This is a genomic window from Actinoplanes sp. NPDC024001 (genome assembly GCF_040638955.1).
Lineage (GTDB): Bacteria > Actinomycetota > Actinomycetes > Mycobacteriales > Micromonosporaceae > Actinoplanes.
In genome coordinates this window covers 63,491-88,457 of record NZ_JBEZZB010000005.1, presented here as the reverse complement: position 1 = coordinate 88,457, position 24,967 = coordinate 63,491, and the positions used below count along the sequence as shown (strand labels likewise).

Here is a 24,967-nt window from a genome sequence, read left to right as displayed (position 1 = left end):
CCACAGGTGTGGCCCACGCTGGTTGCGAACGACGCCCGAGCCCTGATCCGTTTCCTGGTGGACGCGTTCGGGTTCACCGAGACGGTCGTGCACGGCGAAGGCGACCGGGTGGACCACTGCGAACTGGCCTGGCCGCTGGGCGGCGGCATCATGCTCGGCTCGGTTCGCGAGGCCCCGGACAATCCGTGGCCACTCAAGCCCGGAACATTCGGGGCATACGTGGTCGCTGATGACATCGATGCGCTGTATGCCCGCGCGGTGGCGGCCGGCGCGGAGATCACCCGGAAGCCGTTCGACACCGATTACGGTTCCCGGGACTTCAGGGCACGCGACCCCGAAGGCAACCTCTGGAGCTTCGGCACCTATCGCGGGGAACCCCGCTAGTCCCGGCGCAGCAGGCCCTGTTCGAACGCGGCGGCGACGGCCGAGGCGCGATCGCGGACGCCCAGCTTGGTGTACGCGTGCAGCAGATGCGTCTTGACCGTCGCCTCACTGATGAAGAGCCGCCCGGCGGTCTCCCGGTTGGTGCAGCCGCGCGAGATCAGCGTCAGCACCTCCAGCTCACGCTGGCTCAGCGGCTCCTTCGCGGGTGAGCGCAGCTCGCCCATCAACCGGCCGGCGACCGCCGGGGAGAGCACCGACTCGCCGCGGTGCGCGGCCAGCACCGCGCGGAACAGATCCTCCCGCGGGGTGTCCTTCAACAGATATCCGGTCGCCCCCGCCCTGATCGCCGGCAGCACGTCGCTGTCGGTGTCGTACGTGGTGAGCACCAGCACCCGGATCGCCGGCTTGCGCGCCTTGAGCTCGCGGATCGTGCTGACCCCGTCCATCACCGGCATCCGCAGGTCGAGCAGGACCACGTCGGGGCCGACCGCGTCGATCACCGCGAGCGCCTCCCGGCCGTCGCCCGCCTCGCCGAGCACCGTGAACCGGTCGTCACCGGCGAACATGCCGCGCAGCCCGTCGCGCACCACCGGATGGTCGTCGACGATCACCAGCCCGATCACGCCGTCCCCCCGACCGCGATCGCCGGCACGCAGGCGGAGATCGCCGTGCCCATGCCCGGCTCCGACTCCACCTCGAGCGTCCCGGCGATGCGGGACAGCCGTTCCCGCATGGCGTGCAGCCCGAACCCGCCGCTGTCGGAGACCTCCCGGGGGTGCTCCGGGTCGAAACCGGCGCCGTCGTCGCGCACGTCCAGGGTGACCACGTCCTCCATGTAGGAAAGGGTGAGCCCGACCCGGCCGGCGTCCGCGTGGCGGGCCACGTTGGCCAGCCCTTCCTGTGCGGTGCGCAGCAGCGTCGTCTCGATCTCGGGGAGCAGCCGGCGGGGTGTCCCGGTCGTCACCAGCTCGGCCCGCACCCCGGTCATCTCGGTCCAGCTCTCCACCACCTCGCCGAGCGCGTCGGGCAGGGCGGCGCCGTCCAGGTGCTGCGGCCGGAGCGCCTGCACCGAACGGCGCGCCTCGGCGAGACCCTCGCGGGCCAGCCGTTTCGCGGTGTCCAGGTGACGCCGGCGGTCGTCCGGCCGGCCGGTGGCCGCGTCGGCCGCCTCGAGTTGGGTGACGATGCCGGTGAAACCCTGGGCCAGCACGTCATGGATCTCGCCGGCCATCCGCTGCCGCTCGTCGAGCACGCCCGCCTCCCGCGCCTGCACCAGCAGTTGAGCGTGCAGTCCGGCGTTCTCCCGGAGGGCCGCCTCCAGCTTCTCGAGCATCTCGTCGCGCCGGAGGCTGTTCTGCTCGGCACGGTTCTCGGCGAGGAGCATGACACCCGCGATGAACAGGTTGATCACGACGGCGATCCCGTAGAAGACGCGCCCGCCGCCGGCCGGCTCGACCGTCGGGATGCCGCCGACCTGGGCGAGTGCCGCGAGGGCGGCCACCGGAGCCGCCGCGACGACCCGCCACCTGCCCCGGAACGCGTAGCCGGCGAAGATGTAACCGGTCCAGGTGAAGAAGCCGAAGAGCGGGCTGCTCCAGATCAGCAGCGCGTTGCAGGCCAGCAGGCCGACGAAGAAGACCAGCATGAGGCGCGGGCGCTGGTCCCAGTGCGGGTGCAGAGTGACCCACCAGAGGACCCAGGCCGCGGTGAGCGCGACGACCAGGCCGATGACCCAGAAACTCTGCCGGGGCACCGGGGTGTCCTGGGCGGCGATCACCAGTCCGAGCGAGACGGCCAGCGTCCCGAACGGCAGCCAGGTGCGCCAGACCTCGCGGTCCACCATGGTGCGTCACTCCCACCTGAAAAGCCTCGCCGCGGCGGCCCCGAAGACCACCAGGTATCCCACGAGCACGGTAACCGAGAGCAGGTTCGGCCAGTGACCCGTCATCGCCTCGTGCATCAGGCGCTCGCCGGCGGCCAGCGGGGTGAAGTCGGCGATCCGCTGCACCACGTCCGGCAGCACCTCACGCGGTGCGTAGAGGCCGGCCAGGAACATCAGCGGGAAGAACAGGATGAGGCCGATCGCGTTGGCCGCCTTGCCGCTCGGCGCGACCGCCGCGATGAGCAGGCCCACCGCGAAGACCCCGATGACCGCCAGCAACACGGCGAACAGGAACGCGAGCGGCGACTCCGGGAACGGTACGTCGTACACGATCCCGGTCACGACGAACACCAGGATCGAGGAGAACACCACGGTGACCGCGGAGAACGCCAGCTGGGCGCCGAGCAGCGCGATCGGGCTGACCGGGGTGGTGGCGAGCCGGCGCAGGATGCCCTTCTCACGGTAGTTGGCGAGCACGGTGGGCATGCCCTGCAACCCGATCATGGCGATGCTCAGGGCGATCACGATGCCGGCGTAGACGTCGACCACCCGCAGGCCGCCCAGGTCCGGATTCGGCTCCCGGAACGACGGAATCGCACCGAGGATCATGATGAGGACGAGCGGGAAGAGGGCCGCGAAGAAGAAGTACATGGGTTCGCGCAGCGCGGTGCGGAACTCGGTCACGACGAGCTTGCCGAAGACGTTCATCGCGGGGACTCCTCTGCGGTGCGGCCGGTCAGGCGTACGAAGGCATCGTCGAGAGTGGCCTGCTCCAGGCGCAGCTCGACGGCGACGATGCCGTGCGAGGCGAGCACCGAGGTGACCGCGTGCAGCAGGTTGCCGGTGCCGACGACCTCGATCCGGTCACCGTGCCGGTTGATCCGGCTGACCTCGGGCAGCGAGGTGAGCAGCTCGTCCTCGATCGGGGCGGACGGGCGGAACCGGATCGTCTGATCCGCGGTGGCGGTCTGCTCGACCAGGCCGGCCGGGGTGTTCAGGGCGACCACCTCGCCGCGGTCGATCACCGCGATCCGGTCGCAGAGCCGCTCGGCCTCCTCCATGAAATGGGTGACCAGCAGCAGCGTGACGCCCCGGTCCCGGACCCCGGAGATCAGCTCCCAGGTGTCCCGGCGGGCCTGCGGGTCGAGGCCGGTGGTCAGCTCGTCGAGGATCGCGATCTGCGGGTTGCCGATCAGCGCGAGCGCGATCGAGAGCCGCTGCTTCTGACCGCCGGAGAGCTTGCCGAAATAGGTGTTCAGCTTCTCGCCCAGACCCAGGTCGCCGGCGAGCCCGCGCCAGTCCGCCGGCTGCGGGTAGAACGCGCTGTAGAGCTCGAGCACCTCGCGGACGGTCAGCTTCTCCTGCAGCTCGCTCTCCTGCAGTTGCACACCGACCAGCTTGCGCAGGGCCGGATCACGCGGCGACCGGCCCAGGACGGTGATCTCGCCGCCGTCCGGCGACCGCAGCCCGGCCACACACTCGACCGTGGTGGTCTTGCCGGCGCCGTTCGGGCCGAGAATCCCGAAGATCTCGCCGGCTTCGACCGTGAAGGACACGTCCCGGACGGCGACGGTTTCGCCGTACCTCTTGCTGAGGTTCCTGACTTCGATGACTGGCATGCACCCAGCGTCACGTAGACGCCGGGGCGCCCGATTCCACCAGCGAGCGATCGCTGCGATCAACCGATCGGTGGATGCCGGCCTCCACCGGTGTCTAGGCCACCGCCTCGGTGTTCACCTCGGCGTTGCTGCCGCTGCCACCGCGGCGCAGGCCGGCTACCGCCGAATAGATCGAGCCGACCTGGGCGGCCACGCGCTTCCAGGAGTACGCCTGCCGGGCCCGGTCCAGCGCCGCCGTGGCGTAGGTGAACCGGCGCACCTTGTCGTTGACCAGGCGGCGCAGCGCGCCACCGAGCGCGCGCGGATCGCGCGCCGGCACCAGATCGCCGGTCAGGCCGTCCACGACGGTCTCGGTGAGCGCTCCCTCAGCGGTGCCGATGATCGGTACGCCGCAGGCCATCGCCTCCAGGGCGGAGCGCTCCTCCCACGGCGTGGCGACCAGCAGGTCCGCCGAGCGGTACCAGTTCGGCATCTCGTTGCGCGGCACCGCCCCGACCAGCCGGAACCGGTCGGCCACCCGGAACTGCTCGGCGAGCGCCCGCAGCACCTTGGCGCCCGGGTCGGCGGGCAGCTGCTCGGCCGGCGGGCCGCCGACCACCACCACCTCGGCGCCGGGGACGTAACGCATCGCCTGGATGACGTCACCGAACCCCTTGCGCTCGACCAGCTTGCCGACGGACAGGATGCGGGGACGCTCCGGGTCACGCGGCACGGCCGGGCCGTCGGGGCTGAACCGGTCGCTGTTCACGCCGGCCGGGACGATCGACAGGCGCGCCCTCGGCACACCGATGCGGACCAGCCCGCGTACCTCGTCCTGGGTCTGTGCGACCACCCGGTCCACCGCCCGGCCGAGCGCGCGCTCGTAGCCGGACCGGGACGGACCCGGCGTGCCCGCGCCGGACTCGGCGGCGCCCAGCTCATGGAAGGACTGCACCACCGGGATGCCGACCTGGCGGGCCGCGGTCACCGCGGCCAGGCCACTGGTCCAGAAGTGGGCGTGCGCGACGTCCGGCACCCAATCGGTCTCGCGCCACTGCTCGCTGAGCACCCGTGCGAACTCGCCCATGTGCGGCAGCAGCAGATCGTCCGGGACCGGCTGGGCCGGGCCGGCCGCGACGTGCACCACCCGCACGCCGCTCGGGGTGAGCACCACCTCGGCGGCGTCCGGGTCCTCCCGCCGGGTGTAAACGCGTACGTCGTGGCCGAGCTCCGCCAGCGCCTCGGAGAGCTCGGCGACGTGGGCGTGCTGGTCGCCCGCGCCGAGCGGGCTGGCGTGCTCGGAGATCATCGCAATTCGCACGGGGTCTCCTCCAGCCGGAATCGAGTACGCGGTGCCAGTTGCCCGAGTCCCCCATACGTAAACATGGCTGGATCGTTACGAGCGTCGCAAGCAGGGTATTCGGGGTGCCGTGGCGATAGTTGCGCGTACGGTTCAGGCCCCACCCGATCGTGTGTTCGCCGTCCTCGCCGACGGCTGGACCTACAGCGACTGGGTGGTCGGCACGGTGCACATCAGAAACGTGGACGAGTCCTGGCCCAGCCCGGGCTCGAAACTGCACCACAAGGCCGGCCCGTGGCCGCTCTCCCTGCACGACGCCTCCACGGTGCTCACCTGCACGCCCAACCGGCGGCTGCGGCTGAACGCCGGGCTGTGGCCGCTGGGCGAGGCGGTGGTCGACATCCGGCTGGAGCCGGTCGGCGACCACGCCACCAGGGTGGTCATCGAGGAGGACTTCGAAGCGGGTCCGCTGCGCTGGGTCCAGAACAAGGTCAACGATCTGATCCTGCACCGGCGCAATGTCGAGACGCTACGGCGGCTCGCCGACATCGCCGAGCGGGACCGGACTCAGCGGGGCGCGGACAGGCGGTGAAAGAGGTCGGCGTACTTGTCGAGGATCGGGTCGATGTCGGTCACCGCGTTGACGGCGATGCTGTCGAAATACTGCCGGTAGATCCGGATGTCGGCGCGTGACCGGGAGGTCGTCGAGGCGCTGACCAGGTCGATCATCAGCCACTCGTCGTCGAGCAACTCGAAGCCGACCAGCGGGGCCTCGCCGAGAACGGCGTCGGCGGGGATGATGCCGAGCCAGACGTTGGGCTGGGCGGCGATGGCGCGGATCCGTTTGATCTGGGCGAGCTGGTCCTCGGGAGTGCTGAGGCGGTTGCTGAGCGCGGACTCCATCAGCAGGAAGAAGAACCTCTTGTCGGGGGCGGCGAGGATCTGCTGACGGTCGAGGCGCCTGGCCACGGCGTTCATGAGAGCGGCGGGCACCCGGTCGCCGTGGACCGCGGTCATCAGCCGCTGAATGGTCCCGATCACGGCCTCGGCGTAACCGCTGTTCTGCAGCAGCCCCGGAACAACGGTCGGCTGAAATACCCGGATCTCCCGCGCTTCGCGCTCGAGCCTGCCTACTTCGATCTGTTTCTTCGCCAGGGTGGAACTCGTGAGGGACGGCTCCGGAGGCCGTTCCGCCGCTCCGCGGACGGCGACAGCGAGCTTCACCAGTTCGTCAGCCTCAGCCGGCGACATCTGCAGCGCGTCGGCAATCCGGCGCACGTCCTCGGGAGTGACGGAACTGCGGCCTGTTTCGATTCGGGAGATCTTCGCCTGACTCATCGAAACCCGCTCAGCGAGAGCCTGTGCGGTGAGGCGCAGTTCCTCCCGGCGCTCTCTGATCCGTCCGCCGACCTCACTCGAACTCGGTCGAGGGGTGCCGGACTCCCCGTTGTCGGACATCAGTCCGGCCCCCTCCTTCGCGGTCACCCCCGCGCGGTCGCACCCAGGGCTTGGGCGAGCAGTTCCGCGGGAATTTCGACGAGTTGTTCACCCTCCGGAAGAGTGACGCCGGCGGCCGACGCCGCTTCACTCGATACCGTGTAGCCCTGCACGAGAATGGTGCCGCGGTTGGTGGCAAAAACCGTCGGACACGTGCCTGTTACGCACGAAGCCGCCAGAACCTCGACGGATAGGGCGGTGTCCGCCTTTTCGGAAATTTCGCTTTTGGTCACGGCCGTATAGCTTAGCGCCGCGATGGGGTGCAATCCAGGTGCTATCTGGCTGAAAACCTTATGGCCAATTGCCAGTTGGCTGCAAGCGGAGATCGCCATGGGACTTTCAGAAGCTGAACGCTGCATTGCAAGTGCGCTCCGCCGACTTGCATATTCGAAGCAAGCGCCGCGTCGCAACGGATGACAGAGCCGTCACCGCTTCTCCCTGCACCACCACCGTGGTCTCGGACGGGGGTCCGACATGTTATCGAGCCAACCAAGCTTGATCTATCTCATCGCCGCAGCCGCCTGCCTGCTCCTCTCGCTCCGCCTGATCAGAACCGTTCTCGTCCCGATGGGCGCGCTCCTGCGCGCCGCCGCGGCCGCGACGGTGGCCGCGCTCGCGATCGTCGCCGCGCTGCTGCTGGTGGTCGCTGCCCTCGCCGGCGCGCTGCTATGAGCGCCGCCGACGTGCTCGACCTGACCGTCTTCGCCGTCGTCGCCGTCCTGGTGCTGCTCCTGCTCATCGTGGAGATCAGCGCGGCCACCCTGCCGGTCCTGATCGTGATCACGATGGTGCCGCGCGAGGAGCGCCGCGAGCTCGCCGAGCTGATCGCGTCGATCGACAGCTCCCGCCGCCTGCGGTTGTGGCCGGCTCTGCGCGCCGCGACCGTCCGGCGACGGCAGCTGCTCAGGCGTAGATCATCCGGTGTGCACCGTTGATCGCCGCCCGGTAGAGCTTCCCGGTCAGCGCCCGGTCCCGGGCGAGCGCCGCCCGTGCCGCGTTCGCCCCCGGCGCCCCGTGCACACCTCCGCCCGGATGCGCCGACGCACTGCCCAGGAAGAGCCGGTCCACCGGGGTGTCCGGCCGGCCCAGGCCCGGGATCGGGCGCAGGAAGAGCTGCTGGAAGGCGGCCGACGTACCGCCGCCGAGCGCGCCGCCGACCAGTGACGGGTTCGTCTGCTCCATGTCCGCCGGCGAGTAGACGTGCCGGCCGGCCACCTGGCCCAGGAATCCGGGCGCGTACTCCTCGACCACGCTCTCGATGCGCCCGACGTGCTCGTCGATCTCGCCGGCCGACCAGGACGCCCGGTGCGGCAGGTGCGTGTACGCCCACACCGACTCGGTGCCGGCCGGCGAATGCGTCTCGTCCGCCGTGGTCATCTGCCCGAGCAGCAGGAACGGGTTCCGGGGAATGGTGTCGGTGGCCAGGTCGGCGGCGAACCGGGTGAGGCCGTTGAGGTCCGCGCCGAGGTGCACGGTGCCGGAGCCGGCCGCGGCCGGGTTCTTCCACGGCACCCGGGTGCGCAGCGCCCAGTCCACCTTCACGGTCGCGCCGTCCCACCGGAAATGGGCCAGGTCCTCGGCGAACCGGGACGGCAGCCAGCGGTCACCGACCAGGTCGAGGAAGAGCGCCGGGGCCGGCACGTCGGCGATCACCGCACGCCGGGCCCGCCAGTCCCGGCCGTCCACGGTGCGCGCGCCCATCGCCTTGCCGCGCGCCACCAGAACCCGGCTGACCGGCGCGTCGTAGACAATCTCGCCGCCGCGTTCGGTCAACCGGCGGACCAGGGCGGTGGTGATCTCCTGGGCGCCGCCGACCGGGACCGGCCAGCCGTGCTCCTGCCCCAGCATGATCAGCAGCCAGCCGAACACGCCGCCGCCGGCCTCCTCGGGCGAGAGGTCGGTGTGCATGGCGCAGCCGGCCAGTGCCACCTTGCCGCCCTCGCCGCGGAACAGTTCCGAGCCGAGTTCGCGGGCGGAGAGCACCAGGCGCCGGGCCAACCGCAGTGAGCCGCCCACCCGGAGCCGGCCCGCCAGCCCCAGCCCCGCACGGACCGGCGGGAACGGGGTGAACAGCGTGTCCAGCATCGGGGTGGAGACGTCGCGCCAGTCGTCGTACGCATGCCGCCACCGCTCCCCGTCGCCCGGAGCGAACCGCTCCATCGACTCCATGGTCCTGGCCAGGTCGCGGTTGATCGTGGCGGCGCGGCCGTCCGGCAGCAGGTGGGTGAGCACGTCCGGGGCGTGTGTCCAGCGCAGGCCCTGCTCGCCGAGGCGCAGCGACCGCATCACCGGCGACGCGTACCCCAGCGGATAGAACGAGCTGAACAGGTCGGACAGGTAACCGGGGGCGGTCACGTAACCGGAGCGGACCGCGCCGCCCGGGTCCGCGGTGGCCTCCAGGACGCGCACCGACCACCCCGCGTCGGCCAGCAGGTTCGCTGCCACCAGCCCGTTGTGCCCGGCTCCGATCACGATCGCATCCACAGTCTCCACTACCGCACGCTACCCAGCGGATGCTCCGGAAAACACCGTTTAGTCCGGCGGTCGCCGGGCACTCGAACAATCATGGAACGGGGAAGCACGAAGCACGGCGTCATCCTCGACGAGCAGATGAAGAGCGAGACCCGCGGCAACGTCCGCGGAACCGCTGGAGGACGCGCCGAGGAATGGAAGACGCCCGAGCCCGCCGGCGAGGACCAGCCGGAGGTGACCGTGGTGCCGGAAGGCGGCTACGGCCGCGGAGTACCCGACGGGGTCGGCAGCGCCCACGGTGAGGCGTTCAGCAGATTCGGCACCTATCTCGGCCTGTCCGCGTTCCCGGGTGACCGGGCCGCGCTGGAGGGGTCGGCACGGACCTTGGAAGCCCCGGACGAAGTGATGCGACGTTTGGCCCGCCTCCCTGAGGGGACGGTTTACCAGAACGTCGCGCAAGTCTGGGAAGCCAGCAAGTGAAGGGAGAACCACGTGAGTACGGTTACCGAGTTCGTTGATGTCAACGTCCCGGTACGGACCGCTTACAACCAGTGGACCCAGTTCGAGGAGTTCCCTCGGTTCATGGAGGGTGTCCAGGAGATCAAGCAGATCGACGACACCCACACGCACTGGAAGACGGAGATCGCCGGCGTCAAGCGCGAGTTCGACGCGGAGATCACCGAACAGCTCCCGGACGAGCGGGTGGCCTGGCACGCGACCGGCGGCGAGAAGCAGGCCGGCGTGGTCACCTTCCACCGGCTCGACGACGACCACACGCGGGTGACCGTCCAGATGGACTTCGACCCGCAGGGCCTCGTCGAGACCGCCGGTGACAAGCTCGGCGTCGTGGACCGCCGGGTGAAGGGCGACCTGCACCGGTTCAAGGAGTTCATCGAGAGCCGCGGTGGCATCGAGACCGGCGCCTGGCGCGGCCAGGTGGACCGGCCCGGTATCTGATCATCCATGACGAGACGGCCGCCTTCGGGCGGCCGTTTCGCTTTCCCGCCCCCGGGTACCCGATCAACCATGACTGATCGTGAGAACGACGGCGTCTGGCGCGACGAGGAAAAGCTGCCGCTCGACGAGCTGAACAAGGCGATGGCCACCTGGGACACCGACGGCCAGAACGACCCGAGCGACAACGACACCGGCCAGGAGCCGGCCGAGGCCGATCCGCGGCCGAGCACGACAGGCCGAAGCGGTCCGCATTAAAACCATTTTTTGTACGGTCGTGCGAGGTTCCGTGGCATCGACGGCCCGCCGGGTGCCAGTCACTCTGGTCACCCGGCCGCCGGGCTCACCCTTGCGGTTGCGCTCCCGGCCCGCTCCTCCCATGGCGCCGACGCGCCCCTGGCCGCGCTGTCGGCCTGCTCAGCCGGCGGAGTCGGCCCGGCGCAGGATGAGCTGGCCGACGCCGCCCTCGGAGCGGATCTGGTAGCGGTTCGCGGCGTGGGCGTAGCCCCGTTCGCGCAGGACCGTGCCGGCCGCGGTGCCGTTGTTCGCCGCCCACGGCGTCTTCACCGACCCGGCCCCCTCGGTGAAACGGATCTTGAACGGGGCGGTGGTGTCCGCCGTCAGCACGGCGGTTCCGGTCCCACCGGTGAAGGTCACCGGCACCGTGCCGGCCGGATCCGGCAGCCACACCTCGGCCAGGCCGGACGCGCCGAGGTCGATCCGGTTCACCCGGCCGTTGCGCAGGTTCAGCTGTTGCTCGCCCGCGCCGGCCGGCAACCGGATGTCCCAGCGGACGTGCCGGTTCAGCACGATCCGCACCTCGTCCGGGCCGTCGGCGCCGGTCCCCCGCAGCCGGACCAGGATCCGTCCGCCGCGGCGGTTCACCACCGGCGCCACACCGGAATCGGGGCCGGTGCTGATCCGGTACAGCTGGCCGGGGAGGGAGGCGAGCTGTACCCGTACGCGACTGGCTGCGTCACCCAGAGTGAGCCACGCCCCGGTCCGGCCCTGCAGCGGACCGGCCAGGACGCGGTCCGGCGCCGGCGGCGCCGGCTGCGGCGGCCGCGACTCGGACGCCGAGCAGGCGGCCGTCGCGACCACCGCGACCAGCACGGACAGGCTTGTGGCAAGAGCGCTTGAGCGACAGCGACGCAAGGCGGTGGGCACCATCGGACAACGGAGAATCGGCCGAACGGGTGACGGCGATCCGTCCTGATCGAGCCAGACTGTCCGAGTGCGATCTGCCGGTTTTCTGTCCGAACGTCAGCGCCGCTTCGCGTGGCTGGGTTTTCTCCTCGCCGCCTTCCAGGCTCCCCTGGCAGCGAAGCTGGTCGATGACGCGTCCTGGTTCTTCGCCATCGTGGTGTCTCTCGTCGTCGCCACCGTGATCATCGCGGACGACGCCCAGCGCCGCCGGCCCACACCCGCCGACTACCCGGAGTAACCCGGCAGCGCCTCATGCCCCGGCCGCCCATGGGTGCGCCGGCGCTCTTTCAACTCCGCCTCGTAGAGGTGGCGTCGCCCCTGCGCCAGCTGGTTGCGCGCGTCCCGCTCCACGTCGCGGAACTCGGCGTAGTACCCGTCGTCGTACGCCTCGACGATCTGGAACGTCCAGTGCCCGGGGATGACGTTGCGCCCGATCAGCTCACGCTGAATCCGGTCCGCCATCTCGGTGTGCCCGGCTTGCATGAACAGCGAGACCGCCTCGTCGAGCATGAAGTCGGCCGTGCCGGTGAGCTGATGCATGGCGTAGAGGTGCCCCCGCACCCGCTCCACCGTCTCCAGCGCCTCACTCAGCTTCCCCAGCGCCTGGACGGTCACGTCATCGAGTCCTTCGGGCCGCCGATGCTCCGCATCCGGCCCCTCCACCAGCTGACGCTCCGCACCCTGCCCGTCCACCTGGTCCTCCGCACCCCGCCCGTCCCGCGGCTGCTCCGCATCCGGCCCGTCTCCGTGCTGGCGTTCCGCACCCAGCTCGGCGGCTCGCTGTTGCTCCGCATCCGGCCGGGTGAGCCGGTGGCGTTCCCCTCCCAGCCCGCTGACCGGCTGACGCTCCGCGTCCGGGCCGCTGGCCCACTTCTCAGCCTTCGCCATCCCTGTCCCCTTCCCGCGCGTTCCCCCGCGGCCGCCTCACCGCGCTGCCCGCGTCGCTCTCACCACGCTGACAGCCGACCATGCCGGGCCGCTGCTCTCCAGCGCTGCCTCAATACCTCCGAATCACCACCCCGAACCTCCTCGTTGCCTCCCGGCACCCCCAACGGGCCGGAGCGATCCAGCGATCGCGAGCGAGTTCCGGCCGGGACGTGGATCTCGGGCGTTGACGCAGACCGGGTGGGTTCAACCGAGCTGCAACGGTACGAAGAACCGTTGGCTACCCGAAGCTCCATAACGTTTCTTCTCATGAATGGCCTGTTCAGCAACGCCGCCGCCCGCGCTGCTCACCGCTCCGCCCACGCCTCGCTCGCCGACCTGACCGCCGCTGTCGGCGTCAGCGGCCTCGCCGCCGCGCAGGAGAACCCCGGCCTGATGTCCGTGATCGACCAGCACGCCGCCGGCGTGCGGGACAGCCTCTCCGCCGACGAGCGCCCGCTGACCGCGATCCTGCTCGCCGCGTACGCGGAGGGCGTCCGCGACGCCGCCTTCCAGCACGGCTGGACCGCCCCCGAGGGCACGATCGACTGGACCGAGAACGACTGGGTCCTGCGCCGCCTGCTCGCGGTCTGCGTGCTGGCCCGCACGCTGCCGACCTCCCGCTGACCCGAACCCCACCCACCCGGCACCCACCGGCCGGAACCCGCTCCCGCCCCTCAGCCGTCCACCAGCCACCCAGTAACTGACCAGCCCACGTAGTAACTGACCAGCCACAGGGCCGGCACCGGACACCCGGTGCCGGCCCTCAGTCATTCCCGAGCAACCCGACAGACCCGGATTCACCACCAGGGTCCCGTCCGGCAGCGGCACCGGCGGCCAGGGTCGCTGTCGCCGTTGCCTCGGCCGTCGCCGAGCCGAGGGCCAGAACGACCGCCGGAGCCGATGACTACGTTCGGCGCCGGTCGCTGCCGGGTCCGGGATCGGTGGGTGGCTCGTCGTCAGGAACGCCCTGCTCGTCGTGGGCCTTCTCTGCGCCGGGCAGGGGAACCACCTGCGTGCGGTCGGCCTCGTCGGCGGGTTCGATCACTACCGAACGGTCGGGTCCGGGGATGCGGATCAGGCTCGATTCCCGCACATCCGACCCCGAAGTGATCACCGTCGTGTCGGCGGTGTCGTCGTCACCGCTCCGGAAGATCACCGTGTCAGTCGTCTCCTCGCCGGCCGCAGACGTGTCGGCAGCGTCGCCGCCGCGCCGGAAGATCACTGTGTCGGTGGTGTTCTCAGGAGACTCCGCCGCGCCGCGACCCTGTGCCCCAGCGACGTCCTTGCTTTGCGACGCCGAGCCATCACCGCCGCGCCCCGAAAGACCTGCCGCGCTTCCAGCAGCTGCGCCGTCGTCGGCAGCTGCGCCGTCGTCGCTTCGCCTGGATGCAGCAGAGCTTGGGACGGAAGCCGCGTCTCCGCCGGCCTGCCCGGAAGCGCTCGCGGGAACACCGTCGTCGTCCCGCTGCCGGGATGCCGCGGAGTCAGCGGCCGACTCTGCTGCCTGCGGAGAGGTTGCCGACGGCGACGCTGCCGCGCCGGCGGCAGGCTTCGCCGACTGCCCAGACGCCGCCGAGTCACCTACCTGCCCAGACGCTGCCGCGCCGGCGGCAGACTTCGCCGACTGCCCAGACGCCGCCGAGTCACCTACCTGCCCAGACGCTGCCGCGCCGGCGGCAGGCTTCGCCGACTGCCCGGGCGCCGCCGAGTCGCTTGGCGGCTCGGAGGCTGCCGCGTCGGCTGTTGGCTCCGGTCCCTGCTCAGATGTCGCAGAGTCACTTGCCGGACCGGACGCTGCGGGCTCGGGCGCTGCCGCGGACACTGCGGGCTCGGGCGCTGCCGCGGACACTGCGGGCTCGGGCGCTGCCGCGGACGCTGCGGGCTCGGGCGCTGCCGGCTGCCGGGAGGCTGTGGGCCCGGTAACGGCTGAGCCGGGCGCGGCGGAGGCGGGCGCGGCGGGGGCGGATTCGGGCGTCGAGGCCCGCGCGGATGTGGCGGCTTGCGTCACGTCCTCGGTGGGGGACGACGTGTCCACGGTGTCGTCGCCTCGGCGGAAGATGACCGTGTCCGTCGCGTTCTCCGGGGAGGTGGACGGCTCGCCGGGCGGGCGGAAGACGACCGTGTCGGACGCCGTCGTGTCGACGGTGTCGTCGTCGCCTCGGCGGATGACTGTGGTGATCTCGTCTTCCGGGTCGCTGGTGAAGCCGGGGACCGGGGCCACCCGCTCGCCGGGCGGTGCGGAGATCACCTGGGTGACGTCGGCGTCGCGCTCCTGAGCACGACGGTCCTCGGCGGCCTGGCGTGCGGCACGGGCCCATTTCTCGGCGTCGGAACGGCGTTCCTCCTCGGCACGACGCTCCTGCGCCAGGCGGGCTTCCTCGGCCAGGCGGGCTTCCTCCAGCTTGCGGGCCTCCTCGGCGGCTCGCGCCTCCTCGGCGCGGCGGGCCTGCTCCGCGAGGCGAGCTTCCTCGGCGAGGCGGGCCTCCTCCGCCAGGCGCGCCTCTTCGGCGAGCCGCGCTTCCTCGGCCAGGCGCGCCTCCTCGGCCAGGCGCGCCTCTTCGGCCTTGCGGGCCTCCTCCTCGGCGGCCTGCCGGGCCCGCTCCTCCGCGTAGGCGCGGGCCTGGCGGCGGATCGCGGCGGACTCGGTGGCGGCCCGGTCGAGCCAACCCTCCCAGCGTTGCTGCATGGGGCGGATCAGACCGCCGCCGACACCGACGATGATCACGCCGGCGACGGTGGCGAGGATCGCGATGAGCAGCGGGCGGGTGACCGAGGTGGCGATGCCGATCTGGTCCAGGCCGGCGATCACACCGAGCGTGACGATGATGGCGGCGACCGCTTTGGCGAGGACCCGCGCGTAACCGAGGTCGCCGAGGGCGGCGACGATCAGATCGTGGGCGGCGCCGGCGACCGCGGCGGCGACCACCACGACGACGATGCCGACGAACACCTGCGGCAGCCAGGAGATCAGGGCGTTGAGGAGGTCGCTCACCGGGTTGGGACCCCAGAGACCGAAAGCGATCTGCAGGGCGATCAGCAGCACGACGAAGAACGCCAGCCGGGCGCAGACGTCGCTGGCGCTCGGCGCGTTGCCCCGGAACAGCCGCCCGGCCGGGCCGCGCTCGACCGCCCGGTCGAAGCCGACGCGGCGCAGCGCCTTGCCGGTGACCGTGCGGGCCAGCCGGGCCAGCAGATACCCGACGATCAGGATGGCGAGGAACGCCAGCGCATATGGCAGGAACAGCACCACTGATCGCCACAGGTCACTCAGCCCGCGACTCAGCCCGTCCTGGCTCATCCGCCCTCCTTCGCTCGGCGCTCGGCCACCTCAACGAACGATAGGACTCCGGAGTACCACGCGCCTGCGACAATCTCACCGGCCCCGACAGCCCCAGCGGGGATCAGCGGCGGCGCGGCCGTTGACGGTGCAGCCCGTCGGCCACTCAGCGGGTGTGCCGTCGACGCCGAGAGCGATCGCCACAAGATCGCCTCTGACCTGGCACTTCGCGTCACCCTGAGCGTGAAAAACGCTCGCCAACCAGTCAATAACCGGACGGACGGCCGGTGGGGCATCGTACAAACGGACCACTCGGGATAGGCTTTCCGCATGGTCGGCTCGGGAGGGATGGGCTCCGGTGGGCTCAGCTCGGGTGGGCTGCGCCCGTCAGCGATCTCGGCATTGCCCGTGCAGGGGGTCGGGGCGGAGCACACCGGCAAGGGCTGTGCGGCGCTGGTGCACGCCCTCGACTGGTCCCGCACTCCCCTGGGCCCGATGGTCGGCTGGGACCCGGCGGTCCGGGCGGCCGTCGAGCTGATGCTGGCCTCCCCGGTGCCGATGATGCTCACCTGCGGCGACGAGTTCGTGGTGCTCTACAACGACGCCTATGCCGAGGTGCTGCACGCCCTGCATCCGACGGCGATGGGCCGCCCGGCCGAGGAGGCTTTCGGCCAGGCGTGGCGCCAGCCCGGCATGGGTGACGTGGTCGCGCAGGTCTATCGCAGCGGCCGCGCGGTCCTCGAGCCGGAGAGCCAGGTGCCGGTCACGCCGGGCGGCACCGAGCCCGCCTTCTACACGCAGGGTTATTCGGCGATCCGCGACTCGCGCGGCGCCATCGCGGGGGTCCTGACCGTGGCCGCCGAGACCACCCAGGTGATCCACCGCCTGCAGAGCCTCGGCGAGTTGACCGCTCGTCTGGCGGGCGCCCTCACCATCGATGACGTCACCCGGGTCGTCCTGACGTACGCGATGGCCTCTTTCGACCTGGACCACTGCGTGCTGGCGGTGGATGACGGCGGTGCGTACCGCTATGTTCGCCGCATTCGCGGCGAGATGCTGGACGAGGCGGACGAGCGTCTCCCACCGGTGTGGCGCCGGATCGGCGCCGATCCGGCGGCGCCGCTGGTGGCGGCGGCGGAGAGCGGGCGGGCGAGTTTCGTCGCCGACGGCGAGCCGCTGCGGGCGGTGGCGACCGACCGGCACGAGCGGCGGATCCGTTCGCTGGCCGTGCTGCCGCTGCGCACGCCGTCCCTGCGCGGCGCGCTGACCATGGGTTTTCGGCACGCGCACGCCTGGCTGCCCGCGGAGCGGGCGCTGCTGAAAGCCGCGGCCGAGCTGGTGGCCCAGGCCGCGGAGCGGGCGCGGCGTTTCGAGGCCCAGCACGGTACGGCGCAGCTGCTGCAACGGAGCATGCTGCCGGAGCACCTCCCCGAGCTCGACACCTTCCGGATCGCCGCCCGTTACGACGTCGGCGTGGACGGCAACGCGGCCGGTGGCGACTTCTACGACGCCTTCCACCTGCTCGACGGCCGGCTCGCCATGGTGCTCGGCGATGTGGCCGGGCACGACGTGCGCGCGGCGGCGGTGATGGGGCAGGTGCGGGCCGCGCTGCGGGCGCTGGCGCTGACCGATCCGGCGCCGCCGAGCGTGCTGGCCGGCCTGGACCGGCTGGTCGGTTCGCTGGGCGCCGAGTCGCGCAACGAGGAGATCTTCGTGACCGTGGTGTACGGCGTGCTCGACCCCGCCGACGGCACGATCACCCTGGCCAGCGCCGGTCACCCGCCCCCGGTGCTGCGCCGCGCCGGGCAGGGCGGCGAGCACGCCACCGCCGAGCTGGTGAAGGTGCCGCCGGGCGCTCCGCTGGGGCTGGGTGGCCGCTGGCAGACCGGTTCGCTGGTGCTGGAGCCGGGCGACACGATCCTGATGTTCAGCGACGGCGTGGTGGAGCGCCGCGGCCGGCCGCTCAACGACGGCCTGGACGCGCTGGTCGCCGCCGCCGCGGCGTCGCCGAGCGGGGATCCGCGCAACCTGTGTTCGCTGGCCACCGCCGCGGTCGAGGGCACCACCGACGACGACGTGGCGGTGCTCGCGGTGGAGCACGCGCTCGCGATGAGCCGGTCCGCGACGATCAAGGTGCCGGCCGAGCCGACCGGGCCGAGCCGGGTGCGGCAGTGGATGACGACCCGGCTGCGGGAGTGGTCGGTGCCGGAGCCGGTGATCGGCGCGGCGATCCTGTGCACCAGCGAGCTGACGACGAACGCGCTGCTGCACGCGGGCACCCCGGCCCAGGTGCACATCGACCTGAACGCGGAGCGCCTGCTCGTGTCGGTGGCCGACACCGGCACCCGGGGCAGCGTGATCCGGGCGCAGACCGACACGCTCGCCAGCCGGGGTCGCGGGCTGGGACTGATCGAGGAGCTGAGCGACTCGTGGGGCACCGACCCGACGGTTCGTGGATCAACGGTCTGGTTCGAGATGTTGCTGGCGGGTAATGCCAGGGCATGAGGCCCGGAGTTCTGTTCGACGTCGACGGCACCCTGATCGACACCACCTATCTGCACGCCGTCTCCTGGTGGGAGGCGCTGCGGCAGCACGACCGTGACGTGCCGATGTCGGAGATCCACCGCGGCATCGGGATGGGCTCCGACAAGCTGCTCGACCATCTGCTCGGCACGGACCGGGACCGCAGCGCGGACGAGGAGATGACCACCGCGCACGACGTGCTCTACGGCGCCTGGTGGGAGCGGTTGCGGCCGCTGCCGGGCGCGGCCGATCTGCTCCGCGCGGTTTCTCAGAGGAATCTGGCTGCGGTGCTCGCCTCGTCGGCTCGTGCGGCCGAGCTTCAGCAGCTGCGCCGGGTGCTCGGCGCGGACGACGTGATCGCGGCCGCCACCTCGTCGGCGGACGCCGAGGAGAGCAAGCCCGCCCCGGACATCCTGCAGGCGGCGCTGGACCAGTCGGACGTCGACCCGAAGCGGGCGGTGTACGTCGGCGACTCGGTCTGGGACGTGCAAGCTTCCGGCAAGCTCGGCATTCCCTGCATCGGTGTGACCTGCGGTGGCACCAGCGCCGCGGAACTGCGCGAGGCGGGCGCGATCGCGACGTACGCGAACCCGGCCGACCTCCTGCGCGACCTGGAGTCCAGCGCCATCGCCCAGCTCGGCTGACATGCAGCTTTCCGATGTGGTGTTCGCCCTGATCGGGGTGGGCGCCCTGCTCGCAGGCATCCTGCCGCGCCTGGTGGAGCGGCGCCCGCTGTCCATGCCGATCGCCTTCCTGGCGCTGGGCCTGCTGGTTTTCGGGCTGCCGCTGGGCCTGCCCGAAGCCGATCCGCTGCGGCACGCCAAGCTCACCGAGCACCTCACCGAGGTCGGCGTGATCGTCGCGCTGATGGGTGCCGGGCTGAAGATCGACCGCCCGTTCGGCCGGCGGCGCTGGGCGTCGACGGGCCGCCTCCTGATCATCGCGATGCCGGTGACGATCGCCGCGATGGCGCTGCTCGGCTGGTGGTGGGTGGGCCTGGTGCCGGCCTCCGCGATGCTGCTCGGCGCCGCGATGGCACCGACCGACCCGGTGCTCGCCTCGGACGTGCAGGTGGGTGAGCCGACCGACGAGGAGGACTCGGAGGACGAGGTCCGGTTCGCTCTCACCTCGGAGGCCGGCCTCAACGACGGCTTGGCCTTCCCGTTCGTCTACGCCGCGATCGCCATGGCGATGGGCGGCTCGTGGTTCGGCGAGTGGGTGCTGCAGGACGTCCTCTACAAGGGAGTCGTCGGGCTGGTCGGCGGCATTCTGATCGGACGGCTGCTCGGCAAGCTCTTCTTCCGGGCGAAGCGGGACGAGCTGCGCCTGGCCCGGCACTCCGAGGGCTTCCTCGCGCTGGCCGCCACGTTCCTGGCGTACGGGCTGGTCGAGGTGGTCGGCGGCTACGGTTTCCTGGCCGTGTTCGTGGCGGCGCGGGCGATCCGGGCGGCCGAGCGGTCCCACGAGTACCACCAGGTGCTGCACAACTTCGCGGAGCAGACGGAGCGGCTGTTGACCGTACTGTTGCTGCTCCTGCTCGGTGGCGCCGTCGTCGGCGGCCTGCTGGCGCCGCTCACCTGGCAGGCCGCCGTGGCCGGCCTTCTCCTGATCTTCCTGGTCCGGCCGCTGGCCGCGTTCGCGGCGTTGCGCGGCGCGCCCGGCACCACCGCGGAACACTGGGTGATCGCGGCGTTCGGGATCCGTGGCATCGGCTCGTTTTATTACCTTGCGTATGCAATGACGCACGCCGATTTTCCGTCCGCGGATCTCATCTGGGCGACCGCCGGATTCGTGGTCGTCGTCTCGGTCGTCCTGCACGGAATCGCCGCAACACCCGTGATGCGTCACCTGGATCACTCAACCGCTCACGCTAAGTGATACTTTTCTGCTCTAAACCGGACAATGAACCGTGCGGTGGTGACGAAGCGTTATCAGTGCCGTAGAGTGCTCAACCAACTGGGGATGTCCACAACGGAGCGGCTCATGCGGATCAGAGGCTATGCACCCTTGACACCATGCTGGGTGGAACTGGCGAGTGCGGACCCCGCACGCGCGGCAGAGTTCTACGGAGAGTTGTTCGGCTGGGAGTCGGCGGGTGATCGGTTCAAGCTCGGGGGGCGTGCCGTCGCCGGCCTCACCCGCAGCCGGCTCGACCGGCCGGACGGCTGGCTCACCCATCTCAGCACCCCCGACCTGGAGGAGACCCTTGAGCAGGTCGCCCTCTCCGGCGGGCACTGCCTGAGCCATCCGGCCGAGGCACACGGCGGGCGCCGCGCGATCGTGGCCGACCCGTCCGGCGCGATCATCGGTCTCTGGCAGGGCTACGACTTCGCCGGCGCGCAGGCCGGCGGCGAGCCGGGCACGATGTCGTGGCCGGAGCTGATCACCGACGACCCGCACGCGGCGGCCCGCTTCTACGGCTCCGCGTTCGGCTGGCTGCTGCGGCACGAGTTCGGCACCGGCGAGTGGCTCAACCAGGCACACGACGCGATCGCCGGGCTGGCCGCCGGTTACCGCGGGGCCTGGTGGCGGGCCGCCTTCCAGGTGGACGACATCGAGCAGGCGGCCGTCCACTGCGAGCGGCTGGGCGGCACCGTCGTCAGCCAGCCGGCCGAGGCCGGGCTGACCGCGTTCGCCGAGCTGGCCGACCCGTACGGGGCGCGCTTCACGGTGGCGGCGCCGGTGCACCACCCGGTCGAGCTGACGGTTTCCCTGGGCAATCTGCCCGCATGGGAATGACCTTCGGCGGGTAATGGCACAGGCGTTCGAGTTCACGACCGGAAGGACGGCGTCATGGCCGACCAGACGAGCGCCGATAGCGGCAACAAGATCAAGGACCCCGCCGACTGGACCACGGGCGAGGAACCGGCGACTGGTGCGCAGGAGTCGTATCTGCACACCCTCGCCACCGAGGCGCACGAGGAGGTCCCGGAGGACCTCACCAAGGCGGACGCCTCCCGCATGATCGACGAGTTGCAGGAGAAGACCGGCCGGGGACGCTGAGCCCCGGCCCGCAGGACCGGCCCGGTCGGGCCGGTCCTTCTCTTTGCCCTCAACGTCAACCTGAGTTGACAGACGACGCCTGTCAACGTACGTTGACAGCATGACTGAAGCGACCGATCTGGCCGCGGCCGCGAGCAGCGCGGACCCCCGTGTCGGCCTGCGCGCCGTCGTGGCCCTGCGCCGCCTCCTGGAGGGCCTGGAGCACCTTCAGGTCGCCAACGCGCGCGCCAAGGGCTGGTCCTGGCAGGAGATCGCGGACGCACTCGAGGTGACCCGCCAGGGCGTGCACAAGAAACACGCGAAGCTGATGCCGATGCCGGATCCACGGGAGGACTGAGATGTTCGAGCGATTCACCAAGGACGCCCGCACGATCGTGGTCAGCGCGCAGAATCAGGCCCGCGAGCTGGGCCACGAGATCATCGGCACCGAGCACACCCTGCTCTCGCTGCTCGCCTCCGAGAACGGCTCGACCCGTGACGCGCTGCGCGACGCGGGCGTCGACCAGGCCTACGTCCGGGAGGCGATCATCCGGCACGTCGGGGACCGCAGCGAGGCGGCCGCCATCGCCGACCGCGACGCGGAGGACGCCGCGGCACTCAAAGCGATCGGCATCGACCTCGACGCGGTGCGCGCCGCCATCGAGGAGAACTTCGGGGCCGGCGCATTGCGGCTGCCCCGGCCCGCGCCGAAGAAGAAGGGGATCTTCGGCCGGTTCTCCGCCGGGACCAGCCACATCCCGTTCTCGCCGCGCAACAAGAAGGTGCTGGAGCTCTCGCTGCGTGAGGCCATCCGGCTCAAGCACAACTTCATCGCACCGGAGCACATCATGCTGGGCATCCTGCGCGAGGGCCAGGGCCTGGCGGCCCAGATCCTCGCCGAGCGCGAGGTCGATTTCGCTGCGGTGCGCGAGCAGCTGACCCGCTCACTCAACAGCCACGCGATCTGAACCCTCATCGGTACGACCGAGCGGCCGCCCCGTCCCGCGGCCGCTCCGCCTCGCCCCGGCGTAGAGCGGCTCACCCTCCGGCGACGCGCGCGGGTCGACGGCACCGGCACCGCGCTCGCGCAACCAGTCCAGCAGGGCGGTCATGCAGGCACGGGGGTAGCCCCGGCACCGCATGTCGACGTCGGTGGCCACGCTGAAGACGTACCCGACGAGGCCACCCGGGTTGCCGGGGTTGCCGAGGCGTTCCTCCAGAATCCCGAGCGCGCAGGCAGCGAGGCCGGCACCGTCGGGGCGGTCGGCGACGAAGGCCGCGAGTGCGGGTTCCGCCGATCTTCTTCAGATTTGAAGTTTCAGATTTGAAGGAGTATCGTTCGCGGCATGGCCGAACCGCTCACCGAGATCCAGCTGCAGCACTGGCGCTCGTTCCTCGAGAGTTCCTGGGCCCTGCACACCCGCCTGGAGGACGAGCTGCGCGCCGCCACCGGGCTGAGCATGAACGATTACCACGTGCTGGTCGTCCTCGCCGAGGCCCCCGGCCGCCGGATCCGGATGGGCGAGCTGGCCAACCGCCTGGTGCTCTCGCCGAGCCGGGTCACCTACCAGATCAACTCGATGATCAAGCGCGGGCTGGTCCGCAAGGAGAGCTGTCCCGAGGACGGCCGCGGTTACGAGGCCGTCCTCACCGAGGAGGGGCTCGAGACGCTGCGCGCCGCCGCGCCGGCCCACCTCACCACGGTCCGCAAGAGCTTCATCGATCAACTCGACGACGAGGAGCTGGCCGTGATCGGCCGCGCCTTCGCCCGGATCAGGAAGGTGTGAACCATGCCCGCCATCACCGTCGACGACGTCCTCGTCCTGCCCCGCCTCCCCCGGCTCGACCCGATGACCGAGTTCCGCCCGGTGCGCCGGCTGACCACCGCGCCGCAGGGTTACGAGGGAGAGGGCTTCCCGGTCCGGCGCGCCTTCGCCGGGGTCCCGCTGACCGAGCTCGACCCGTTCATCCACCTGGACCAGATGGGTGAGGTCGACTACGCGCCGGGCGAGCCGAAAGGCACGCCGTGGCATCCGCACCGCGGGTTCGAGACGGTCACCTACATGATCGACGGCATCATGGACCACCAGGACTCGCTGGGCGGCGGCGGCTCGATCACCAACAGCGACACCCAGTGGATGACCGCCGGCTCCGGCATCCTGCACATCGAGGCGCCGCCGGAGCACCTGGTGATGAGCGGCGGCCTCTTCCACGGGCTGCAGCTCTGGGTCAACCTGCCCCGGGCCGCCAAGATGATCGACCCGAAATATCAGGACATCCGGGGTGGGGCGGCGGCGCTGCTGACCACGCCCGACGGCGGCGCCCTGATCCGGGTGATCGCCGGCGAGATCGCCGGGCACAGCGGGCCGGGCTCGACGTTCACCCCGATCAACCTGGCCCACGTCACGCTCCAGCCCGGCGCGCGGCTCGACCTGCCCTGGCAGCCGGACTACAACGCGCTGGTCTACACGCTCTCCGGCGAGGGCTGGGTGGGCACCGACATGCGCCCGCTCCAGCTCGGCCAGCTCGCCACCCACGGCCCGGGCGACGCGATCCGGGTCGAGGCGAAAACCGAGATGGACCTGTTCATCATGGGCGGGCAGCCGATCCGGGAGCCGATCGCGCACTACGGCCCGTTCGTGATGAACACACGCGACGAGCTCAAGCAGGCCTTCGAGGACTTCCAGAAGGGACGCCTGGGCGTGATCCCGGCGGCCCGCATGCCGCACGTGGATTAACTACGCTGGCCGGCATGGACCGGATTCAGCGTTTCGCCGAGGTCGCGGTCCGGGCTGGGGTCAATCTCCAGCCCGGGCAGGGCCTCGTTCTGCGCACGGACACCGCACACCTGGAGATCGCCCGGGCAGTCGTGGCCGCCGCCTATGCGGCCGGTGCGGCCTGGGTGGAGCCCGTCTGGTCGGACGGGCCGATGCGGCGCTCCGCCGTCGACCACGGCGACCTCGGTCAGTTGACCGCCGACCGGCCGTGGGCGCTGCAGCGCATCCAGGAGTGGGCCGAGCAGGGCGCCGCCTCTCTCACCCTCAGCGGGGACGCGGACCCGCATCTGCTCGACGGCGCCGACCCGGTGCGCGCGGCCGCCTTCCCCGCCGGGGAGCGCAAGGCCATGCGCACGGCCATGATGAGCGGCCGGGTGCGCTGGTCCGTGGTGAGCGCGCCGAACCCGGGCTGGGCCCGGCAGGTCTTCGGCGAGCCGGACCTCGACCGGCTCTGGGACGCGGTGGCGACGGCGATGCGGCTCGACGCCGCCGATCCGGCGGCCGCCTGGCGCGAGCGGGCAGCGACTCTCGCCGAGCGGGGCGCGGCACTCGATGCGCTGGAGTTGACCGAGATTCGGTACGTGGGAAGCGGCACCGACCTGACCGTCGGCCTGATCCCCGGTTGCCACTGGACCGGTGGCGGGATGGTCGATCCGGACGGCATCGAGTACATGCCGAACATCCCGACCGAGGAGGTGTTCACCAGCCCCGACCGCTCCCGCGCCGAGGGTGTGCTTCAGGTGACCCGGCCGCTGGTGCTCAACGGCCGGCTGGTCACGGGCCTGCGGCTGACCTTCTCCGGCGGGCAGATCACCGAGGTGTCGGCGGAGTCGGGTGTGGACGCCGTCGAGGCGCAGCTGGCCGTCGATCCGGGCGCGCGGCGGCTGGGTGAGGTGTCGCTGGTCGACCGGGACAGCCGGATCGCCCGGGCCGGCATCGTCTTCCACGACACGCTCTTCGACGAGAACGCCGGGTGCCACGTCGCCTGGGGCAACAGCTTCCCGTTCGCGGTGCCGGGCGCCGTCGCGATGGCCGAGGAGGAGCGCACCGCCCTGGGCCTGAACACCTCGAGCGTGCACACCGACGTGGTGGTCGGCGGCGACGGCATCACCGTGACCGGCACCGGCCCGAAGGGCACGATCGAGATCATCCGCGACGACGACTGGGTGCTGTGACCGCCGGGCCCAG

General features: G+C 71.2%; 30 protein-coding genes and 2 pseudogenes. 20 read left to right on the top strand and 12 right to left on the bottom strand.

The window, feature by feature from the left end; genetic code table 11:
• Positions 1–6: 6 nt before the first annotated feature.
• Positions 7–384, top strand: coding sequence for a VOC family protein (locus tag AB0F81_RS04065; protein ID WP_360190572.1), 378 nt, complete (start codon positions 7–9; stop codon positions 382–384).
• Here the strand turns inward: AB0F81_RS04065 and AB0F81_RS04060 are convergent.
• The 5 genes from AB0F81_RS04060 to AB0F81_RS04040 all read right to left on the bottom strand — a co-directional run bounded on the left by AB0F81_RS04060 (position 381) and on the right by AB0F81_RS04040 (position 5,185).
• The gene (locus tag AB0F81_RS04060; RefSeq protein WP_360190569.1) at positions 381–1,007 is read right to left on the bottom strand and encodes a response regulator transcription factor; all 627 of its coding nucleotides are present in this window, start codon (positions 1,005–1,007) and stop codon (positions 381–383) included. The genes AB0F81_RS04065 and AB0F81_RS04060 overlap by 4 nt on opposite strands.
• The gene (locus tag AB0F81_RS04055) at positions 1,004–2,227 is read right to left on the bottom strand and encodes a histidine kinase (protein WP_360190566.1); all 1,224 of its coding nucleotides are present in this window, start codon (positions 2,225–2,227) and stop codon (positions 1,004–1,006) included. Before AB0F81_RS04055 ends, AB0F81_RS04060 begins: the two co-directional genes overlap by 4 nt.
• Positions 2,228–2,233: 6 nt before the next feature.
• Positions 2,234–2,974 carry an ABC transporter permease gene (locus AB0F81_RS04050; protein WP_360190563.1) on the bottom strand — a complete coding sequence of 247 codons (741 nt, stop codon included), beginning with the start codon at positions 2,972–2,974 and terminating at the stop codon, positions 2,234–2,236.
• Complete coding sequence (locus tag AB0F81_RS04045; RefSeq protein ID WP_360190560.1) at positions 2,971–3,885, bottom strand: ABC transporter ATP-binding protein; 915 nt, start codon at positions 3,883–3,885, stop codon at positions 2,971–2,973. The genes AB0F81_RS04050 and AB0F81_RS04045 overlap by 4 nt, the downstream gene beginning before the upstream one ends.
• A gap of 94 nt (positions 3,886–3,979) precedes the next feature.
• Entirely contained in the window at positions 3,980–5,185 is a 1,206-nt protein-coding gene (locus AB0F81_RS04040) for a glycosyltransferase (RefSeq protein WP_360190557.1), read from the bottom strand.
• Between the two features lie 109 nt (positions 5,186–5,294).
• On the opposite strand from AB0F81_RS04040, the gene AB0F81_RS04035 reads away from it, so the two are divergent.
• Complete coding sequence (locus tag AB0F81_RS04035; protein ID WP_360190554.1) at positions 5,295–5,756, top strand: SRPBCC family protein; 462 nt, start codon at positions 5,295–5,297, stop codon at positions 5,754–5,756.
• Here the strand turns inward: AB0F81_RS04035 and AB0F81_RS04030 are convergent.
• Positions 5,732–6,622 (bottom strand): helix-turn-helix transcriptional regulator, encoded by an 891-nt coding sequence (locus AB0F81_RS04030; RefSeq protein WP_360190552.1) that lies wholly within the window; start codon positions 6,620–6,622, stop codon positions 5,732–5,734. The two genes, AB0F81_RS04035 and AB0F81_RS04030, sit on opposite strands and share 25 nt — an antisense overlap.
• Positions 6,623–6,645: 23 nt before the next feature.
• Positions 6,646–6,993 carry a hypothetical protein gene (locus AB0F81_RS04025; RefSeq protein ID WP_360190549.1) on the bottom strand — a complete coding sequence of 116 codons (348 nt, stop codon included), beginning with the start codon at positions 6,991–6,993 and terminating at the stop codon, positions 6,646–6,648.
• Between the two features lie 163 nt (positions 6,994–7,156).
• Here AB0F81_RS04025 and AB0F81_RS04020 point away from each other — a divergent pair, with 163 nt between their 5' ends.
• Together AB0F81_RS04020 and AB0F81_RS04015 are read left to right on the top strand one after the other, a co-directional pair.
• Positions 7,157–7,333, top strand: a complete 177-nt coding sequence (locus tag AB0F81_RS04020) for a hypothetical protein (protein WP_360190546.1) — start codon at positions 7,157–7,159, stop codon at positions 7,331–7,333.
• Positions 7,330–7,596 carry a hypothetical protein gene (locus tag AB0F81_RS04015; RefSeq protein WP_360190543.1) on the top strand — a complete coding sequence of 89 codons (267 nt, stop codon included), beginning with the start codon at positions 7,330–7,332 and terminating at the stop codon, positions 7,594–7,596. The genes AB0F81_RS04020 and AB0F81_RS04015 overlap by 4 nt, the downstream gene beginning before the upstream one ends.
• Here AB0F81_RS04015 and AB0F81_RS04010 read toward each other — a convergent pair.
• Positions 7,565–9,154 (bottom strand): NAD(P)/FAD-dependent oxidoreductase, encoded by a 1,590-nt coding sequence (locus tag AB0F81_RS04010; protein WP_360190540.1) that lies wholly within the window; start codon positions 9,152–9,154, stop codon positions 7,565–7,567. The two genes, AB0F81_RS04015 and AB0F81_RS04010, sit on opposite strands and share 32 nt — an antisense overlap.
• 72 nt (positions 9,155–9,226) lie before the next feature.
• On the opposite strand from AB0F81_RS04010, the gene AB0F81_RS04005 reads away from it, so the two are divergent.
• The 3 genes from AB0F81_RS04005 (at position 9,227) to AB0F81_RS03995 (ending at position 10,345) form a co-directional block, all read left to right on the top strand.
• Positions 9,227–9,613 (top strand): DUF2795 domain-containing protein, encoded by a 387-nt coding sequence (locus tag AB0F81_RS04005; protein ID WP_360190537.1) that lies wholly within the window; start codon positions 9,227–9,229, stop codon positions 9,611–9,613.
• Between the two features lie 12 nt (positions 9,614–9,625).
• Positions 9,626–10,090 (top strand): SRPBCC family protein, encoded by a 465-nt coding sequence (locus tag AB0F81_RS04000; protein WP_360190534.1) that lies wholly within the window; start codon positions 9,626–9,628, stop codon positions 10,088–10,090.
• A gap of 69 nt (positions 10,091–10,159) precedes the next feature.
• On the top strand, positions 10,160–10,345 hold the full coding sequence (locus tag AB0F81_RS03995; RefSeq protein ID WP_360190531.1) for a hypothetical protein: 186 nt from the start codon (positions 10,160–10,162) through the stop codon (positions 10,343–10,345).
• A 159-nt stretch (positions 10,346–10,504) separates the two neighbouring features.
• Here AB0F81_RS03995 and AB0F81_RS03990 read toward each other — a convergent pair whose 3' ends face one another.
• On the bottom strand, positions 10,505–11,200 hold the full coding sequence (locus tag AB0F81_RS03990) for a hypothetical protein (protein ID WP_360190528.1): 696 nt from the start codon (positions 11,198–11,200) through the stop codon (positions 10,505–10,507).
• Positions 11,201–11,321: 121 nt separating this feature from the next.
• On the opposite strand from AB0F81_RS03990, the gene AB0F81_RS03985 reads away from it, so the two are divergent.
• Entirely contained in the window at positions 11,322–11,531 is a 210-nt protein-coding gene (locus AB0F81_RS03985) for a hypothetical protein (RefSeq protein WP_360190525.1), read from the top strand.
• On the opposite strand, the gene AB0F81_RS03980 is transcribed toward AB0F81_RS03985, so the two are convergent.
• Positions 11,519–11,959 (bottom strand): hypothetical protein, encoded by a 441-nt coding sequence (locus AB0F81_RS03980; protein ID WP_360190679.1) that lies wholly within the window; start codon positions 11,957–11,959, stop codon positions 11,519–11,521. The two genes, AB0F81_RS03985 and AB0F81_RS03980, sit on opposite strands and share 13 nt — an antisense overlap.
• A 528-nt stretch (positions 11,960–12,487) precedes the next feature.
• On the opposite strand from AB0F81_RS03980, the gene AB0F81_RS03975 reads away from it, so the two are divergent.
• On the top strand, positions 12,488–12,844 hold the full coding sequence (locus AB0F81_RS03975; RefSeq protein WP_360190522.1) for a DUF6401 family natural product biosynthesis protein: 357 nt from the start codon (positions 12,488–12,490) through the stop codon (positions 12,842–12,844).
• A 280-nt stretch (positions 12,845–13,124) separates the two neighbouring features.
• On the opposite strand, the gene AB0F81_RS03970 is transcribed toward AB0F81_RS03975, so the two are convergent.
• Positions 13,125–15,518, bottom strand: coding sequence for a hypothetical protein (locus tag AB0F81_RS03970; protein WP_360190519.1), 2,394 nt, complete (start codon positions 15,516–15,518; stop codon positions 13,125–13,127).
• Positions 15,519–15,827: 309 nt separating this feature from the next.
• Here AB0F81_RS03970 and AB0F81_RS03965 point away from each other — a divergent pair, with 309 nt between their 5' ends.
• From AB0F81_RS03965 to AB0F81_RS03930, 8 genes and pseudogenes are all read left to right on the top strand, one after another.
• On the top strand, positions 15,828–18,002 hold the full coding sequence (locus AB0F81_RS03965; RefSeq protein WP_360190517.1) for a SpoIIE family protein phosphatase: 2,175 nt from the start codon (positions 15,828–15,830) through the stop codon (positions 18,000–18,002).
• Positions 17,999–18,664 carry an HAD family hydrolase gene (locus tag AB0F81_RS03960; protein WP_360190514.1) on the top strand — a complete coding sequence of 222 codons (666 nt, stop codon included), beginning with the start codon at positions 17,999–18,001 and terminating at the stop codon, positions 18,662–18,664. The genes AB0F81_RS03965 and AB0F81_RS03960 overlap by 4 nt, the downstream gene beginning before the upstream one ends.
• A gap of 1 nt (position 18,665) precedes the next feature.
• On the top strand, positions 18,666–19,898 hold the full coding sequence (locus tag AB0F81_RS03955; RefSeq protein WP_360190511.1) for a cation:proton antiporter: 1,233 nt from the start codon (positions 18,666–18,668) through the stop codon (positions 19,896–19,898).
• Between the two features lie 144 nt (positions 19,899–20,042).
• Positions 20,043–20,759 carry a VOC family protein gene (locus tag AB0F81_RS03950; protein WP_360190509.1) on the top strand — a complete coding sequence of 239 codons (717 nt, stop codon included), beginning with the start codon at positions 20,043–20,045 and terminating at the stop codon, positions 20,757–20,759.
• 54 nt (positions 20,760–20,813) lie between these two features.
• Positions 20,814–21,023 carry a DUF3072 domain-containing protein gene (locus AB0F81_RS03945; RefSeq protein ID WP_360190506.1) on the top strand — a complete coding sequence of 70 codons (210 nt, stop codon included), beginning with the start codon at positions 20,814–20,816 and terminating at the stop codon, positions 21,021–21,023.
• Positions 21,024–21,123: 100 nt separating this feature from the next.
• Positions 21,124–21,360: a helix-turn-helix domain-containing protein gene (locus AB0F81_RS03940; RefSeq protein ID WP_360190503.1), complete on the top strand. Its 237-nt coding sequence runs from the start codon at positions 21,124–21,126 to the stop codon at positions 21,358–21,360.
• Position 21,361: 1 nt separating this feature from the next.
• Positions 21,362–21,553: pseudogene (locus tag AB0F81_RS03935) on the top strand (Clp protease N-terminal domain-containing protein); the annotation flags it as partial.
• 96 nt (positions 21,554–21,649) lie between these two features.
• On the top strand, positions 21,650–21,970 hold the full coding sequence (locus AB0F81_RS03930) for a Clp protease N-terminal domain-containing protein (RefSeq protein WP_360190677.1): 321 nt from the start codon (positions 21,650–21,652) through the stop codon (positions 21,968–21,970).
• Here AB0F81_RS03930 and AB0F81_RS03925 read toward each other — a convergent pair.
• Positions 21,947–22,234: pseudogene (locus AB0F81_RS03925) on the bottom strand (GNAT family N-acetyltransferase); the annotation flags it as partial. The gene AB0F81_RS03930 and the pseudogene AB0F81_RS03925 sit on opposite strands and share 24 nt — an antisense overlap.
• Before the next feature lie 114 nt (positions 22,235–22,348).
• Here AB0F81_RS03925 and AB0F81_RS03920 point away from each other — a divergent pair.
• From AB0F81_RS03920 to AB0F81_RS03910, 3 genes are read left to right on the top strand one after another with little or no spacing between them, the layout of a single operon-like run.
• The gene (locus tag AB0F81_RS03920) at positions 22,349–22,789 is read left to right on the top strand and encodes a MarR family transcriptional regulator (RefSeq protein ID WP_360190501.1); all 441 of its coding nucleotides are present in this window, start codon (positions 22,349–22,351) and stop codon (positions 22,787–22,789) included.
• Positions 22,790–22,792: 3 nt separating this feature from the next.
• The gene (locus tag AB0F81_RS03915; RefSeq protein WP_360190498.1) at positions 22,793–23,740 is read left to right on the top strand and encodes a pirin family protein; all 948 of its coding nucleotides are present in this window, start codon (positions 22,793–22,795) and stop codon (positions 23,738–23,740) included.
• Between the two features lie 14 nt (positions 23,741–23,754).
• The gene (locus tag AB0F81_RS03910) at positions 23,755–24,954 is read left to right on the top strand and encodes an aminopeptidase (protein WP_360190495.1); all 1,200 of its coding nucleotides are present in this window, start codon (positions 23,755–23,757) and stop codon (positions 24,952–24,954) included.
• Positions 24,955–24,967: the final 13 nt, after the last annotated feature.